Below are 15094 nucleotides of genomic sequence, written 5' to 3' on the forward strand. Positions count from 1 at the left end.
GTATATATACAGAAGGGAGGGTGTGGTGGATGTCGTGTTGTCGAACACCGCGGGGATCCCGATCTACGTCCAGATCGAGGATCAGATCAAGGCGGCGATCCTGCGCGGCGAGGTCTCCGAGGGGGAGGCGCTTCCCTCCATCCGGGCCCTCGCCCGCGACCTGAGGGTCTCCGTCATCACCACCACCCGCGCCTATGCGGAACTGGTGGCTGGCGGGCTCGTGGCCAACGTGCCCGGAAAGGGGTACTTCGTCCTGCCGCGCGATGCCGAACTCGTTCGCGAGCAGGTGCTCCGCGAGGTGGAGACCCACTTTGCGAACGGTGTGGCCGTGGCCCGGCTGGCCGATGTCGACGACGACGAGATCCGCTCCATCCTCGAACTCGCTCTCACTCAAAGGGAGGACGCATGACCAGCGACAATCTCCTCGCGCTGAAGGGGATCACCAAGGAGTACAAGGAGTTCCGCCTCGGTCCCTTGGATCTGAGCGTGCCTCGCGGCTATGTGATGGGTTTGGTCGGGGCCAACGGGGCGGGCAAGACCACGGCCATCAAGATCGCCCTCGGGGCGGTGCTCCCCGGGAACGGGTCGGTGCACCTGATCGACAAGACCCGTGTCGGCGTGGTTCTGGACCAGCCGTGCTGGCAGGCCACCTGGCGTGTTCGCGATCTCTCCCGGCTGCTCGGTCCGTTCTATCCTGGCTGGGATCAGCGGGTCTTCGACGAACTGTGCGAGTGGGCGGGGGTCTCGCAGCGGCTGAAGGTGCGAGAGTTCTCCCGGGGCATGGGTATGAAGGTGCAGGTGGCGGTCGCGTTGGCGCACCGGGCCGAACTTCTGGTGCTCGACGAACCGACCAGCGGCCTCGATCCCCTGGCCCGCGGCGAACTGCTGGACAAGCTGTCGGAGTTCATGACCGACGAACGGCACTCCGTCTTGTTCTCCACCCACATCACCACGGACCTGGATCGCATAGCCGACCTGGTCACCATCCTCGACGCGGGCAGGGTGATCGCATCCGGTGCCCGGGACGACCTACTCGAGGCGTGGGCGATGGTTCGCGGCGGTGCCGCCGATCTCACCGGCGAGCTGCGCGCCCGGATCCGCGGTCTCAGACAGCATTCCGCCGGGTGGGAGGGGCTGATCGCGGCGGCCGATCTGGGGCTGTGCGGCACCGGCGTCGTGGCGGATACCCCGTCCGTCGAGGACCTGCTGGTGCACCTCACGAAAGAGCGGAAAGATGCGTGAACTCGGATCCATGTTGAGGATCGACCTGGATCATCTGCGCGGGGTTTTCCTCCTCGGGGGGCTCATGGCATTCTTTTGGGTCATTCCCGGTCTTCTGCTCGGGATGCTGGGCGAGGGGAGACAGTCCTTCTCGATCTCTGTCCCTCTTCTTTCCCTTTTCCTTGTTGTGCTGATGCTTGTGCTGTTTCAGGTCGGGAGAGTGGAGGGGGCGGATATTCTCTACGACATCCTGCCGCTGCGGCGCCGAACGGTGATTATCTCGGGCTACCTGGTCCTGCTGGTCCTGTCCTTCCTTTTCGAGATCGCAGTGGCGGCGATGATGCTGGCCATGCCGATGGCCGGGGTGAACGTCGGAGCCGACTGGCCGGTCGCGGTGCTGGTGTCGCTGGTCGCGGCTCTTTTCGGTTTCGCGATCGCAGCTCCTCTCATCGTCAGATTCGGGGGCAGGAACGGGGGAATCGTCATCTTCTCCATTCTGGCGGTCACCGCGCTCGGGGTCGATGCGATGGGGCACGCGGCTTTCCCGGGTGCGCCACCCCCGCTGCTGACCGGATGGCTGCCTCTTGAAGGGCTGTGGGCGCTGCTGGCGGCAGGTCTGGCGGCATATGTCGTGTCGCTTCTGGTGTCCATCCGCATCTATGAGCGACAGGATCACTGATCGATGGGATCGTGTGTGGGTTCGTCACAGTACTGCCGTCTGTTAGCGTGAAAGGAGAGGGAAATGCGTGAACTTAAAAACGCAATCAGGTTGGATATACAACGTATATTGGATTCCCTGTTTCTTGTGGCGATAGGGGTCTTGATCTGGGTTTTCTTCGGTATTTTAAAAGGGCTGATGGGCTTGGTGTTCGTCATCGCCATGATTGCGGTCATGACGACGACGTCCGCTTTCTATGGAAAGCTCGGCCTCGACGGATTGGAAGATGCCGATCTGCTGTACGACACCCTGCCCCTGCGGCGCAGGACGGTGATGATCTCGCACTACCTGGTGTCACTGGCCTACCTGCTGGCTGCCGAGATCGTGTTGGTTCCGGTGCTGCTTCTCGGGGAAATCCTGGGGATGAGGGCCGGCGGTGACTGGTGGGCAGCGGCGTCGGCGGCGGTGGGAATCATGCTCGTCGTTTTCGCGGTCATGGTGCCTGTTCTGATTCGTTTCACGGATGCCAGAGGGGTGGCCGTGTTGGTCGTTGTCGCGGTGGTCGCGGGCGTGGGGATCTACCTGCTGGGACAGCTGATGTCCCCGCTGCCCGGGTGGGTCCTGGCGGGGTGGCCGTGGCTGCTGCTGGTCGCCGGTTTGGTGGCCTGGGCGGTGTCGCTGCTGGTGGCCATCCGTGTCTACCAACGACAGGACCACTGATTTCAGCCGGAACGACGTCCGGAGGTTCCCGGGCGGTAGGCGGAGACGCTGGGTTCGCCGGGCAGCCAGAAGCGCCACGGGTGGCGTTCGCCGTCACCGCCCGGGCCCGAAACCCCCACCCGGGGGCCCGTCGACCACTCACCGGGCGGATCATCGGGCAGCCACCACGACCACTCCTCGCCCATCAGGTCGGCGCCGTCGGTTTCGCGCGACGACCCGAGCGCCTGCCCCAGGTTCCCGGGGCCGCGGGCCAGGTGATGCTCCGGCAGGGGAGTCGAACGGGGCCTCACCGTCCGCCGGCTGCGCGCCAGGGCCGCGCCCTCGATGACCTCGCCCGCTCGCAGCAGGCAACCGGTCGGGACACCTGCCTCGTCGCACACCACGTTGAGGTTGTGGTGCATCCCGTAACTTAAATAGCAGTACAGGTGCCCGGGCTCCCCGAACATGGTGGCGTTGCGGGCGGTGCGGCCCCGGAAGGCGTGCGACCCGGGGTCGACGGTCCCGGCGTAGGCCTCCACCTCCGTGATGCGGACCGCGACGGTGCCGTCACCGGTGGTCCGGGCCAGCGCACAGCCGAGCAGCAGCGGTGCGAGCTCCAGGACGGGGCGACGGAACCAGTCGCGGGAGGCGCGTGTGAAACCGGGCAGGTCCATGGGGGCATTGTGCCCTTGCGCGTTTCGCGACTGGCCGACCATTCCATCTGTCGGAGCGGCTGCTGGCAGCAGGGCGCCGCGGCCACTAGCCTTCTGTTCATGCTGCTGACTGGAAGTCGCGTTGTTCTTTGCAGGCATGGTGTCACCGATTTCACCGCTTCTGGTCGGTGGGACGGGCGCGGCGGAGCCGACCCGGCGCTCAACGCCGAGGGGCACGCCCAGGCCCGTGACCTCGCAGCCCGCGTCGGGGCCTTCATCGGGGACGCGCCGGAGGTGCGCGTGGTGTCGTCGTCCCTGAGACGCGCCAAGGAAACCGCCGCTCCCGTGGCCGAGTTGTTCGGGACCGGGGTCACCCCCAGACGGGTCTGGGACGAACTTGCCTTCGGGGAGTGGGACGGCCTCACCGGCGACGAACTGCGCGGCGAGAAACCCGACGAACTCCTCCGGTTCTGGGGTGACGAGACCTTCCGGGTGCCCGGCGGCGAATCCCACGTCGACCTGCACACCCGGGTGCGTCCCGCATTCGAGAAATTCATGGGATTCAGCGGCACCACGGTGGTGGTCACCCACTGGGGTCCGATCATGAGTTGCATCTCGCTGGTGCTCGGGATCGACCTGCTCCCCGCGCGGCGCCTCAACCTCGCGCCGGCGTCCATGACCTCCTTCATGGTCACAAAACAGGGCCCGCAGGTGGAGTTCATAAATGATCTCGGGGCGCGGGTGACCCCGCCGGAGAGCATCTGACCGACGCCCGTGGCCCCTTTAGGTTTTGGAGCGCGGGGAATGGACTTCCACAGCCGGGATCTGCGTTATTTCGTCGCGGTCGTGGAGGAAGGTGGGTTCAGCCGGGCCGCGGAGCGCCTGTTCGTGTCGCAGCCGGTGCTCTCGCGGCAGGTGGCGAAACTGGAACGCGACCTGCGTGTCCGGCTCCTCGAACGCGAGCCCCGGCACGTTCGGCCAACCCCGGCCGGAGAGGTTCTACTGGAGCACGCTCGGCGGATGCTGGCTGACTGGGCGCTGTGCCACGGGGAGATGCTTCGTCTCGACTCGGAGTCGCGATCGGTTCTGCTCGTGGGGCAGCAGACTGGAATCGGGCGTGGTCTGGTACGGCGTCTCATCAATCGGCTGGGCCAGTCCTGTCCCGGGTGGCGGATCGAACTGCGTCAGATCTCCTGGGAGGACCCGTCTGCGGGTGTGCGGTCCGGACAGACCGACATCGGTTTTGTGTGGTTGCCCGTCGTGGTCGCCGATGACATGGAGCATGTGGTGGTCGCTGAGGAACCGATCGTGCTGGCGGTCCCCGAAGGACACGAGTTGGCGGACAGATCATCGCTGGGTTTCGCGGAGATCGTAACCCTGTCGCTCATCGCCCTGCCGGAGCAGGCCGGCGACCTACGGGACTTCTGGCTGGCCGGCCATGCCCGCCGCGAACCCGCTCCGGTCGCATTGGTGGCGCACACCCCCGACGAAGCGCTCGAGGCCGTGGCTGCTGGCCTGGGGGCAGTGCTGCTCTCGCTGGGAAATTCCGTCGTACACGCACATCCGGGAGTCGTGTTCATACCCGTTCCGGACCTTCCGCCCGCGCGCTTGGCCCTCGTCAGGAGGGCGGGCGACGACCGTGAGGTGACCACCGAGGCTCTCCGGGCAGTGCGAGCCGATGGGGCCCTTTCATAGCGAACGGGCATGCGAAGAAGTATTGGAAGACCTCCGAAGGCCAACGCAGAATGCGTTCATGACCATCTACACCACGAACCGGGTTCGGTTCGCCTCCGGCGACGATGTCCTGGTGGGCGACCTACACCGCCCCGTTGAAACATCCGAACCCTTCGACGGGGCGGTTGTCGTCGTGACCGGCTCCTGGACCACCAGCAAGGAACAGCAGGCCGACTTCTACGCTCGACGGCTCGCGGCCGCGGGGATCAGTAGTCTGACGTTCGACTTCCGGGGATTCGGGCAGAGCCAGGGTCAGCCACGCGACTGGGAGAACCCCGAACGCAAGATCGCCGACATCAACGCCGCCATCACCCATCTGACCGGCCGCGGCGATGTGGATCCGGACCGGATCGGGGCTGTCGGGGTGTGCGCATCCAGTGGCTACCAGGCGGCCAACGCCGCCACCGACCCGCGGGTCAGGTCGCTGGTGATGATCGCCCCCTGGCTGCACAACCCTGAACTGGTGGCGCCCTATTACGGCGGTCCGGAGGGAGTGGCGGAGCGGATCGCCGCCTCGCGTCGCGCCCGGATCGCCTACGAGACCGACGGGGTGCAGGAATTCATCCCGGCGGTCTCCACCACCAACCCTGCGGCTGCCATGTTCGGCCCCTACGACTACTACTTGGATCCGGAGCGCGGCGCCATTCCCGAATGGGACGCGCAGCTGGCGGTCATGTCATGGGAACCATGGCTGACCTTCGACGCCATCAGTTCCGCATCCCGGATCGACATCCCGGTGCAGTCGATCCACTCCCGGGCCGCTGCCGTACCTGATGGAGCGGAACTGTTCCACGAGCAGCTGCAAGGCCCGTCGGAACTGACCTGGATCGAAGGTGGTCAGCTGGACTTCTACGACCAACCAGCCCAGGTGGCCGTCAGCCTCGAGCGGGCCATCTCCCACTTCCGTAACACCCTGTGAGGAACATGCATGATGAATGATGGAAACGAGATCGTCACCACACTGACGAAGCTGTTCTGGGCCACTGACCATCATGATTGGGAGGGTCTGCGCCGCACCTTCGCGGGCCAGGTGCTGCTGGACTATACCGCTACCCTCGGCGGGGAACCTCGGATCTGCGCCCCCGGTGAGGTGGTCGACGGTTGGCGCCCCGCTTTCGAGGCCCTCGACGCCCATCAGCACCTCGTCGCCAACCACATGGTGGAGATCGCGGATGAGGAAGCGACGGCGACCGCATCCTTCATCGCCACCCACCAGTTCCAGGGTGAGACCTGGACACTCGGAGGCGACTACCACTTCCGGCTCCACAGGTGTGAGGGAAACTGGCGGGTGGCGGCCATGCGCATGGTCCCCGTCTGGCAGACCGGGCCGGTGGACCTCGTCACGAAGGCGCTGGAGGCCGCAGCCTCCTGAGCCCTGGGAGTCTGTGGTTTTGTCGCTCAGGCCTGCGAGTTTCCTGCCATGAAGCAGCCGGGGTCGGCTTTCACCGGGTGAGTCTCTCCTCGTGGCACTGCTCGGGGGAGACCCCCAGGCCGCGGGCCTCTGCCAGGACGGAATCGACGAACCCACCCGGACCGCACACGAACACGTCCGAGTCCTTGAGGTCCGGTGCCAGCGTCGCGAGATCGTGGCCGGCATATCCGAGACTCACCCAGTGGCCCTCGTGGCGCGGCCCGGTCATCAGGTGCAGGGCGATGCCGCGATCGTCACACAGCTCCCGGAGCTCGTCGAGGAGAACCAGGTTCTCAGGTCCGGATGCTCGGAGAATCACGACGGTGTCCGCCGGGTGCGCCGTGGTGACCTCCAGCAGCGACCGGATCGGTGCGAGATCGGTCCCGGCTCCGATCAGCACCAGGCCGTTCCGGGTCCGGGAGGCGTCGGTGAAGGCGCCGTAGGGACCGGCGAAGATGACCCTCGTGCCGGGCCGGGCGGCAGCCAGTTCCGCCGTGTGCTCATCGGTGACCCTGACGGTGATGCGCAACCGATCCCTCGTCGGTGCCGCGGACAGGAAGAACCGGTGGGTCCGGGTCCACAGCTGAGGGGTGAGCAGGCGCCAGGTGAAGTACTGACCGCCCCGGGTCTCCAGCTTGTCGAGGTGCCTGCCGCTGAACTCCAAGTGAAGGAGATCGGGGGTCAGGTGAACGGTGTTCACCAGCTTCAACCGATGCCGCCAGGAACGGAGGAGCGGACTCAGGATCCGGTACCAGAGCAGGCAGGCGCCGACGGAGACCAACAGGGAGCCCCAGTAGATGCGCTGTGCCCTGCTGGGCAGGAAAACCGGGTCGAGGCGGAGCATGTGGGGGATCGCCAGGAGCACGGCGACGTAGGAGAGGATGTTGAGGAGGTGCCGAATCTCGCGGCGCAGTCCGCGGCACACCGCAAACACCGATGCGATCGTCGTCAACAACAGCAGGGCAGCGGAGGCGAAGACCAGCGGTAGGTTCCCCGTCCACAGCGAACCGACGGCACCGGTGAGGTCGTCGCGATTGGTCCATCCGGTCCCGGTGAGGATCAGGGCGACGTGGGTCAGCACCCCAAGCACGGTGACCCTCCCCAACAGCCGGTGCCACCGGATGGCCCTGACCCTCCCCAGCACCCGGTCGATCACGGGAACCCGGGCGGCCAGCAGCAGCATGAACAACATCGAGTTCATCGCGATCAGCCCGGCCATGGCCCCGAGCACGCCCAGCAGCCCGGTGATCCGCTGCCCGGCGCCATCGATCAAATGGAGAACCACCGAGAAAGCCACGCCTACCCAGGCCGACCCGGCCAGCAGGGCGCGCCAGAGACGCAGGCGCCGCCCGCGCGGCTGGGCGGGGGCCCGCTGCGCGGCGCGCGAAAGCGGTCGGGGTGAGGTCATACCGGTACATCCTTGCGGCGAATCTGTGGAGAAGCTGTTGAAGGACCCGTGAAAACCTGAGGGGTCGTTGAAAGTGTAACTTCTCCGCGTCGCGAACCAAACACGTGCGAGCCGCCCCACCCCGGCGAACGGTCGATCTCGAAGCACCGCATTCTCAAAGCCGGTTGAGTCGATCTGCTCGCTCTGCGAGTTGGTAGTGTCGAAACCGTGGTGACTTTGTCTGGGGTCTTGGGGGCGGGTTCTACTCACCGGGTGTCAGTAGTGGTTTCGACTCAGCCGTTCGCTTCGCTCACGTGCTGGCTCAACCGGCTTTGTTCTTCTTGAAGTTGGTTGAGCCGGCCTGCGAGCGTCAGCGAGTGGGTCGTGTCGAAACCGTGGTGACTTTGTCTGGGGTCTTGGGGGCGGGTTCTACTCACCGGGTGTCAGTAGTGGTTTCGACTCAGCCGTTCGCTTCGCTCACGTGCTGGCTCAACCGGCTTTGTTCTTCTTGAAGTTGGTTGAGCCGGCCTGCGAGCGTCAGCGAGTGGGTCGTGTCGAAACCATGGTGACCTTGTCCGGGGTCTTGGGGGCGGGTTCTGGCTGGCCGGTACGGGGTTCGTGTTCTGGAGTGCTGCCGGACCTGGGGTAGGCTGTGCGAGCTGCCTGGCGAGGGACCCGATGTCCGTTATCGACTAGCAACCCCTGCAGGCGTGCATCCCGATCCACACCTCAGGAGGTAGAAATGGCCACCCACAAGCTGGAAGCCGCCGCCCGCACCGAGTTCGGCAAGGGCGCGGCCCGCAAGCTGCGTCGCGCCGAACGCGTACCCGCCGTCATCTACGGGCCCGGCATCGAACCTGTCCACATCTCCCTGCCCGGCCAGGAAACCTTCCTGCTGCTGCGCGAACCCGGGGTCACCTTCGAGATCAGCATCGATGGCGCCGATGCCGTGGTGGTCGCCCCGAAGCAGGTGCAGCGCGACCCGATCACCGGTTTCCTGGAACACGTCGACCTGATGCCGGTCAAGGGCGAGTGAGTCCCTCGGTTCATCTCGTGGCCGGGCTCGGGAACCCGGGCCCGGCCTACGCCCCGACCCGGCACAACGTCGGGTTCTGGGCGGTCGACGACCTGGCCTCCCGCCTCGGGGCGCGGTTCAGCATCGCCCGCGGACAACGGGCCGAGGTCGCCACGGGACAGCTCCCCGGCGAACACCGGCTGGTGCTGGTGAAACCCACCACCTACATGAACGACTCGGGGATCGCGGTCGCCGCCGTCGCCAGGTTCCACAAGATCCCCCCCGCCGACGTGATCGTCATCCACGACGAACTCGACCTGGAACCAACCCGCCTGCGCCTCAAACTCGGCGGTGGCGACAACGGCCACAACGGACTCAAATCCATCCGCGCCCACCTCGGCACCGGCGACTTCCACCGCGTTCGGGTGGGCATCGGCCGCCCCCCGGGACGCCAACCCGCCGCCGACTACGTGCTCTCCCGGATGCGCCTAGCGGACCTGGACGCCATGCGGCTCGACGCCGCGGTCGCTGCCGACGCGGTCGAGACCCTGGTGACGGAGGGCCTCGTGGCGGCACAGAATCGCTTCAACAACTGAAGACGCAGAGGACGTGGAAACTCCGGGCGCCATCACGCTCTGAGAGGATTTACCCATGCCACCTCAGGAAACAGGGCGAAACCGCCGGGACGTTTCCTCATCGGTGGCGTGGAGCACACTGGCATCGACGATCACGACCCGGGCTCCTGCGAATCGAGAATCTCCAGGACTTCGCCGATGTTGGTGAGGTCGAAGCGAGCCCCCATCGCGACCGGCGCCGGGAGGGTGATGGGAGACGCGGAAGAGCGCATCATGCCCCTGCGGGCCAAGGTGTTCAGCGCCTCGCTCGGACCGATACCCTGCTCGGCGCGCATCCTCTCCATCTCGGCGCGGACGTCATCGGCAATGGTCACGGTCATCCTCATGCGTTGAGGTTAATGGTGTTGTGTAGCACGTCATGGCATCGAAGAGGATCGGGATTCTGGGGCATTCGTGACAAGATGACCCGGTGAGATTTCCCGGACTTCTTCCCGCCCTCGAGGCAGACCCGGCCGTCCGGGCCACCCTGCGCGACTCCCAGGTGGTGGGCGCCGAGGCGCGCGATATCACCTGCGCCACCTCCTTCTTCGCCACCGCGACGTCGATGCTCGCCTCCGAGTCCGGGCGCACGATATTGCTGGTCACCTCCACCTTCCGGGAGGCCGAGGCCATCGCGGCCGAAATCTCCGGGCTGCTGGGGGAGGACGCCGTCGCCTACTACCCGGCCTGGGAAACCCTGCCTCACGAACGCCTCTCGCCCCGCGCCGACACCGTCGGCAGACGCCTGGCGGTGCTGCGGCGGCTCGTATCCGATGCGCCACCGCGGGTGGTGGTCGCACCCGTGCGGGCCCTGCTCCAACCGCAGGTCAAGAACCTGGCATCAATGCGACCCGTCACCGTCGAGGCCGGCCGGGAACGCGACCTCACCGACCTGCTGAAATCGCTGGTGGACGCCGCCTACAACCGCGTCGACCTGGTGGAGCGGCGCGGCGAGTTCGCGGTGCGCGGCGGCATCGTCGACGTCTTCCCGCCCACCGCTGAACAACCCGTGCGCATCGACTTCTTCGGCGACGAGGTGACCGAGATCCGGCCCTTCTCGGTGGCCGACCAGCGCTCCACCGGCGAGCAGCTGCAGCGGGTCACGGCCGAACCCTGCCGGGAGTTGCTGCTCACCGACGCCGTCAGGCGCCGCGCCGCGGCCCTCCAACTCGAGCACCCGCAGCTGTCCGACATGTTCTCCCGTCTGGCCGAGGGTCACGCCGTCGAGGGCATGGAGGCCCTCATCCCTGTCCTGGTGGACGGCCTGGAAATGCTGACCGACGTGCTGCCGCCGCGTTCCCTGGTGCTGGTGGCCGCCCCCGAACTGGTGCGCGCCCGCGCCGTCGAGCTGGTCGCCACCAGCGAGGAGTTCCTGAACGCCAGCTGGGCGGCCGCGGCCAGCGGCGGTACCTCACCCATCGACCTGGGTGCCTCCTCCTACCGGGCCCTCGGCGAGGTCCGGGAACGCACCATGGCGCTGGGGCACAAGTGGTGGAGCCTCAGCCCGTTCACCGCGGAGGAGGCGCCCGATGCGAACCTCGACGCCGGTTCCGTGCACTCCCGGCGGCTCGGGATCACCCCCACCGACGATTTCCGCGGCGACGTGGACGCCGCCGTCGCCCACATCCAGGCCCGGCTCCGCGACGGCTGGCGGCTCCTGATCGGCGTAGAGGGCAAGGGCCTGGCAAACCGCATGACCGAACTGCTGGCCGAACACGACATCACTGCGCGGGTCTCCGGCCTCGAAACCGAACCCGATGCCGGGAGTGCGCACGTGATCGTCGGGCCCTTCCGGCGCGGCTGGCGCGCGGGAACCGCGAAACTCGAACTGCTGACCGCCGCCGAACTGTCGGGCCAGCAGAGCGCGGAACGCGGCCAGCGGAAACTGCCGTCGCGCCGCCGAAACACCATCCAGCCCCTCGAACTCAAGGCAGGTGACCCGATCGTTCACGAGGTCCACGGGGTCGGGCGGTTCGTGGAGTTGGTGCAGCGCACCGTCCAGGGCGCGGTCCGCGACTACCTCGTCATCGAGTACGCCGCCAGCAAACGCGGCCAGCCCGGCGACCGGCTGTTCGTGCCGATGGACCAGCTCGACCAGCTGACCCGCTACGTCGGCTCCGAGACCCCCGCCCTGGACAAGATGGGTGGCGCCGACTGGGCGAAACGCAAATCCAGGGCACGCAAGGCCGTCAAGGAGATCTCTGCCGAACTCATCAAGCTCTACGCCGCCAGGCAGGCCACCAAGGGCCACGCCTTCGGACCCGACACGCCCTGGCAGCGGGAACTGGAGGACGCCTTCAGTTTCGTCGAGACCCCGGACCAGCTGGCGGCGATCCAGGAGGTCAAGGCCGACATGGAGAAGGTGGTCCCCATGGACCGCCTGATCTGCGGTGACGTCGGGTTCGGCAAGACCGAGATCGCGGTCAGGGCCGCCTTCAAGGCCATCCAGGACGGCAAACAGGTGGCGGTGCTGGTGCCCACCACCCTGCTCGTCAGCCAGCACCACCAGACCTTCGCCTCCCGGTTCGCGGGTTTCCCCGTCCACATGGCGCAGCTGAGCCGGTTCCAGGGCGAGGCCGAATCGAGGAAGATCCTCGAGGGTCTCGCCAGCGGCCGCGTCGACCTCGTGATCGGCACCCACCGGCTGCTGGCCAAGGAGGTCGCGTTCAAGGACCTCGGGCTGGTGATCATCGACGAGGAGCAGCGATTCGGCGTCGAACACAAGGAACGCCTCAAGGAGCTGCGGGTCAACGTCGACGTGCTGTCGATGTCGGCCACCCCCATCCCGCGCACCCTGGAGATCGCGATCACCGGCATCCGGGAGATGAGTGTGATCGCCACCCCACCCGAGGAACGCCACCCCGTGCTCACCCTCGTCGGCCCCTACGACAAGGGACAGGTGCGGGCCGCCATCCGGCGCGAACTGGCGCGGGAGGGGCAGGTGTTCTTCGTCCACAACCGCGTCGAGAGCATCGACAAGGTGGCCGCCGAGCTGCGCGACCTGGTGCCGGAGGCCCGCGTGGTCACCGCCCACGGCCAGATGGGGGAATCGAAACTGGAACAGGTGATGCTCGACTTCTGGGAGCGCCGCGCCGACGTGCTGGTGTGCACCACCATCGTCGAGGCGGGTCTGAACATCCAGACCGCAAACACACTCATCATCGACCGTGCCGACGTGCTCGGGCTCTCGCAGCTGCACCAGCTCAGAGGCCGGGTGGGGCGCTCCTCGGAACGCGGCTACGCCTACTTCCTGTACCCGGCGGACAAAACCCTCACCCAGACCGCCCACGAACGCCTCACGACGATGGCCTCCCACACCGACCTGGGTGCTGGTATGTCCATCGCCATGCGCGACCTGGAGCTGCGCGGCGCCGGAAACCTCCTCGGCGGGGAACAGTCCGGGCACATCGCCGACGTCGGTTTCGACATGTACCTGCGGCTGGTGGGGGAGGCCGTGGCCCAGTACCGCGGCGAGGACACCACCCCGGAACCGGCGCTGCGCATCGAACTGCCCGTCGACGCCCACCTGCCCGACGAGTACGTCCCCTCCGAGCGGTTGCGGCTGGAGATGTACAAGCAGATCGCGGAGATCCGGTCGGCCGGCGACGTCGAGGCGGTGCGTTCCGAACTGGCCGACCGCTACGGCGAACCGCCGCTGCCCGTCGAACAGCTTCTCGCGGTCGCGGTGCTGCGCAACCGCGCCCGGGAACTGGGTGTGGTCGACATCGTCGCGCAGGGGAAGAACGTCCGGATCGAACCGGTGAACCTTCCCGAGTCGCGTAAGGTGCGGCTGCAACGCCTCTACCCGGGGTCGGTGTACAAGCAGGCGACCGCTCAGCTGCTGGTGCCCAAACCCGACGGCGACGCGGTCGCCTGGGCGATGTCGCTGCTGGACAGGGTGATCGGCTGAGGCCCCGACCGCCCCGGCGGGTGTGACCGCCGGGGCGGTTCCGTGTCGGCATCGCTCCGGGTCCGGCCCGCCGCTCGTGGGTATGCTTCGTGGCAAAGCCGTCTTCAGGAGGATCGTCCATGAAACCCGCCGCCCGCATCGCAGTTCCGCTCGTTGCGGTCGCTGCCCTCGCCGGCTGTGCACACAGCCCGTCGACCGCAGCGATCGTGGGCGACAAGGTCATTTCGGAGGCCGAGGTCACCGAGGCCGTGAACTCGTGCCGGAAGATCAATCCCCAGATCAAGCGGCTGGACGTGTTGTTCCCCCTGATACTCGGGGAAATCGCGGATGAAGTATCCCCGAAACTCGGGCGGACCATCGACGCGGCGAAGCTCCGTGCTGCCATGGAGGCCGACCCGGATGCTTCCCAGGCCTTCGGGACCCCCTGCCAGAAGGTCGTCGAGGGTGAGCTGAAGATGAGGTACCTGCAGGCCTCCGTTGACGTGGAGGCCGTTTTGCAGGAACTGCCGCGTGTGGAGATCAATCCGCGCTACGGGGCCTGGAGTCCGCGCGGGATTGATCGCCGTGGCGGCTCCATCTCGGTCGAGACGAAGAGCTGATGCCGGAGGTTGGCGAACAGCTGATCCGTCTCAACGAGGTGATGGCACGGCTGCGCATCGAATGCCCTTGGGATAGGGAGCAGACGCACTCCTCGCTGCTGACCCACCTCGTCGAGGAAACCTGCGAGGTGGTCGACGCGGTGGAGGGTGGCACCGATGACGACCTGCGTGAGGAACTCGGCGACCTGCTGCTCCAGGTGTACTTCCACGCCAGGATCGCGGAGAACGAGGGGCGGTTCACCATCGACGACGTCGCCCGCGGCATCGCGGACAAACTGATCCGCCGCCACCCCCACGTCTTCGGTGACGGCGAGGTGCCCGAGGACCTGCGCGGGGTCTGGGAACGCCGCAAACGCCAGGAGAAGGGACGGACCTCGTCGCTGGACGGAATCGCCCGGTCCATGAGCTCCCTGGCGCGCACCCAGAAAGTGATCGCGCGCGCCCGGTCGCACGAGGTGCCGGTCGGGTTTCCCAGCGAACCCGTGACCGCCGAGGACGTGGGGGAACGGATCCAGGCCCTCGTCGCCCGCGCCCAGGCCAGCGGGGTCGACGCCGACGCGGCCGTCAGGGAGGCCCTGCGGGGTCTGGAGGAACGTATCCGTCAGGCCGAGGGACCCGCAGGGACGGCATGATTCCCGGCTCACCGGATCCCGGGTTGCGCACCCGGCGCAAGGTGTGTACTGTGTTACACAGTTGACGGGCCGAGGGGTCCGCGGAAACAAAACTTCACAGCGCGAGAACCGCCCGGGCCGAATGTGCTCGGTTATCGAGTTGGAAATGCAGGCCTTTCCCCCTGCCGAGGTTCAAATCCTCAAGACCGCCGCCAGGCGGTTCGCGTTCGGTTTCCCGAACGCGTGATCCGGGCATTACCCCCATGCCCGGGCGGGCCTCGCGCACCTGAATCCCGGCCCGGGCGGGCCGGAAGGCATCGGTTATCACCTGTTCCGTGAAACGGCTGCCAGCTAGGCAGACCGAACCGCCGGTGCTCATGACATGCCCGCCCGGGCCGCTGAAGGAACCCCCGGGTGGGCCGCAGGGGATCGGTTATCAGGGATCAGGAGGTTGCGGGTTCGAGTCCCGTCACCCTTGGCGGGTGTAGCTCAACCGGCCAGAGCGCCTGACGTTTCCGGTGTCCGACACCACGCCCACCCGGGCTTTCAGGAACCCATGGTTGCGAACACGAACAGGAAGGG

General features: G+C 66.9%; 16 protein-coding genes. 13 read left to right on the plus strand and 3 right to left on the minus strand.

What is annotated here, in order from left to right; genetic code table 11:
- Window positions 1-25: 25 nt before the first annotated feature.
- From EL272_RS02745 to EL272_RS02760, 4 genes are all read left to right on the plus strand, one after another.
- Window positions 26-409, plus strand: a complete 384-nt coding sequence (locus tag EL272_RS02745) for a GntR family transcriptional regulator (protein ID WP_014845684.1) — start codon at window positions 26-28, stop codon at window positions 407-409.
- Complete coding sequence (locus tag EL272_RS02750) at window positions 406-1242, plus strand: ABC transporter ATP-binding protein (protein ID WP_061788241.1); 837 nt, start codon at window positions 406-408, stop codon at window positions 1240-1242. The genes EL272_RS02745 and EL272_RS02750 overlap by 4 nt, the downstream gene beginning before the upstream one ends.
- A complete protein-coding gene (locus EL272_RS02755; protein ID WP_014845686.1) occupies window positions 1235-1900 on the plus strand; it encodes an ABC-2 transporter permease in 666 nt (221 codons plus the stop codon). Before EL272_RS02750 ends, EL272_RS02755 begins: the two co-directional genes overlap by 8 nt.
- A 63-nt stretch (window positions 1901-1963) precedes the next feature.
- A complete protein-coding gene (locus EL272_RS02760) occupies window positions 1964-2599 on the plus strand; it encodes an ABC-2 transporter permease (protein ID WP_082793914.1) in 636 nt (211 codons plus the stop codon).
- Window positions 2600-2601: 2 nt separating this feature from the next.
- Here the strand turns inward: EL272_RS02760 and EL272_RS02765 are convergent, their stop codons facing one another.
- Entirely contained in the window at window positions 2602-3252 is a 651-nt protein-coding gene (locus EL272_RS02765; RefSeq protein WP_061788243.1) for a DNA-3-methyladenine glycosylase, read from the minus strand.
- 99 nt (window positions 3253-3351) lie between these two features.
- Between EL272_RS02765 and EL272_RS02770 the strand changes: the two genes are divergently transcribed.
- The 4 genes from EL272_RS02770 to EL272_RS02785 are packed head-to-tail and all read left to right on the plus strand — an operon-like array spanning window position 3352 to window position 6337.
- Complete coding sequence (locus EL272_RS02770; RefSeq protein ID WP_014845689.1) at window positions 3352-3996, plus strand: histidine phosphatase family protein; 645 nt, start codon at window positions 3352-3354, stop codon at window positions 3994-3996.
- A 39-nt stretch (window positions 3997-4035) separates the two neighbouring features.
- Entirely contained in the window at window positions 4036-4926 is an 891-nt protein-coding gene (locus EL272_RS02775; protein WP_014845690.1) for a LysR family transcriptional regulator, read from the plus strand.
- A 58-nt stretch (window positions 4927-4984) separates the two neighbouring features.
- Complete coding sequence (locus tag EL272_RS02780) at window positions 4985-5884, plus strand: alpha/beta hydrolase (RefSeq protein WP_061788244.1); 900 nt, start codon at window positions 4985-4987, stop codon at window positions 5882-5884.
- Window positions 5885-5893: 9 nt separating this feature from the next.
- A complete protein-coding gene (locus EL272_RS02785) occupies window positions 5894-6337 on the plus strand; it encodes a nuclear transport factor 2 family protein (protein ID WP_082793915.1) in 444 nt (147 codons plus the stop codon).
- 70 nt (window positions 6338-6407) lie between these two features.
- On the opposite strand, the gene EL272_RS02790 is transcribed toward EL272_RS02785, so the two are convergent.
- A complete protein-coding gene (locus EL272_RS02790; RefSeq protein ID WP_061788245.1) occupies window positions 6408-7784 on the minus strand; it encodes a ferredoxin reductase family protein in 1377 nt (458 codons plus the stop codon).
- Window positions 7785-8505: 721 nt separating this feature from the next.
- On the opposite strand from EL272_RS02790, the gene EL272_RS02795 reads away from it, so the two are divergent.
- Together EL272_RS02795 and pth are read left to right on the plus strand one after the other, a co-directional pair.
- Entirely contained in the window at window positions 8506-8799 is a 294-nt protein-coding gene (locus EL272_RS02795; RefSeq protein ID WP_061788250.1) for a hypothetical protein, read from the plus strand.
- Window positions 8796-9374 carry an aminoacyl-tRNA hydrolase gene (gene pth, locus EL272_RS02800; protein WP_014845695.1) on the plus strand — a complete coding sequence of 193 codons (579 nt, stop codon included), beginning with the start codon at window positions 8796-8798 and terminating at the stop codon, window positions 9372-9374. The genes EL272_RS02795 and pth overlap by 4 nt, the downstream gene beginning before the upstream one ends.
- Before the next feature lie 131 nt (window positions 9375-9505).
- Here pth and EL272_RS02805 read toward each other — a convergent pair whose 3' ends face one another.
- Complete coding sequence (locus tag EL272_RS02805) at window positions 9506-9739, minus strand: hypothetical protein (protein ID WP_041696155.1); 234 nt, start codon at window positions 9737-9739, stop codon at window positions 9506-9508.
- An 83-nt stretch (window positions 9740-9822) separates the two neighbouring features.
- On the opposite strand from EL272_RS02805, the gene mfd reads away from it, so the two are divergent.
- The 3 genes from mfd (at window position 9823) to EL272_RS02820 (ending at window position 14533) form a co-directional block, all read left to right on the plus strand.
- Window positions 9823-13302, plus strand: a complete 3480-nt coding sequence (gene mfd, locus EL272_RS02810) for a transcription-repair coupling factor (RefSeq protein ID WP_061788251.1) — start codon at window positions 9823-9825, stop codon at window positions 13300-13302.
- A gap of 119 nt (window positions 13303-13421) precedes the next feature.
- Window positions 13422-13901, plus strand: coding sequence for a hypothetical protein (locus EL272_RS02815; protein ID WP_041696157.1), 480 nt, complete (start codon window positions 13422-13424; stop codon window positions 13899-13901).
- A complete protein-coding gene (locus tag EL272_RS02820) occupies window positions 13901-14533 on the plus strand; it encodes a nucleoside triphosphate pyrophosphohydrolase (RefSeq protein WP_014845698.1) in 633 nt (210 codons plus the stop codon). The genes EL272_RS02815 and EL272_RS02820 overlap by 1 nt, the downstream gene beginning before the upstream one ends.
- The last annotated feature ends 561 nt before the right edge of the window (window positions 14534-15094 follow it).

The sequence above is a fragment of the Arachnia propionica genome (assembly GCF_900637725.1).
Classification (GTDB): Bacteria; Actinomycetota; Actinomycetes; order Propionibacteriales; family Propionibacteriaceae; genus Arachnia; species Arachnia propionica.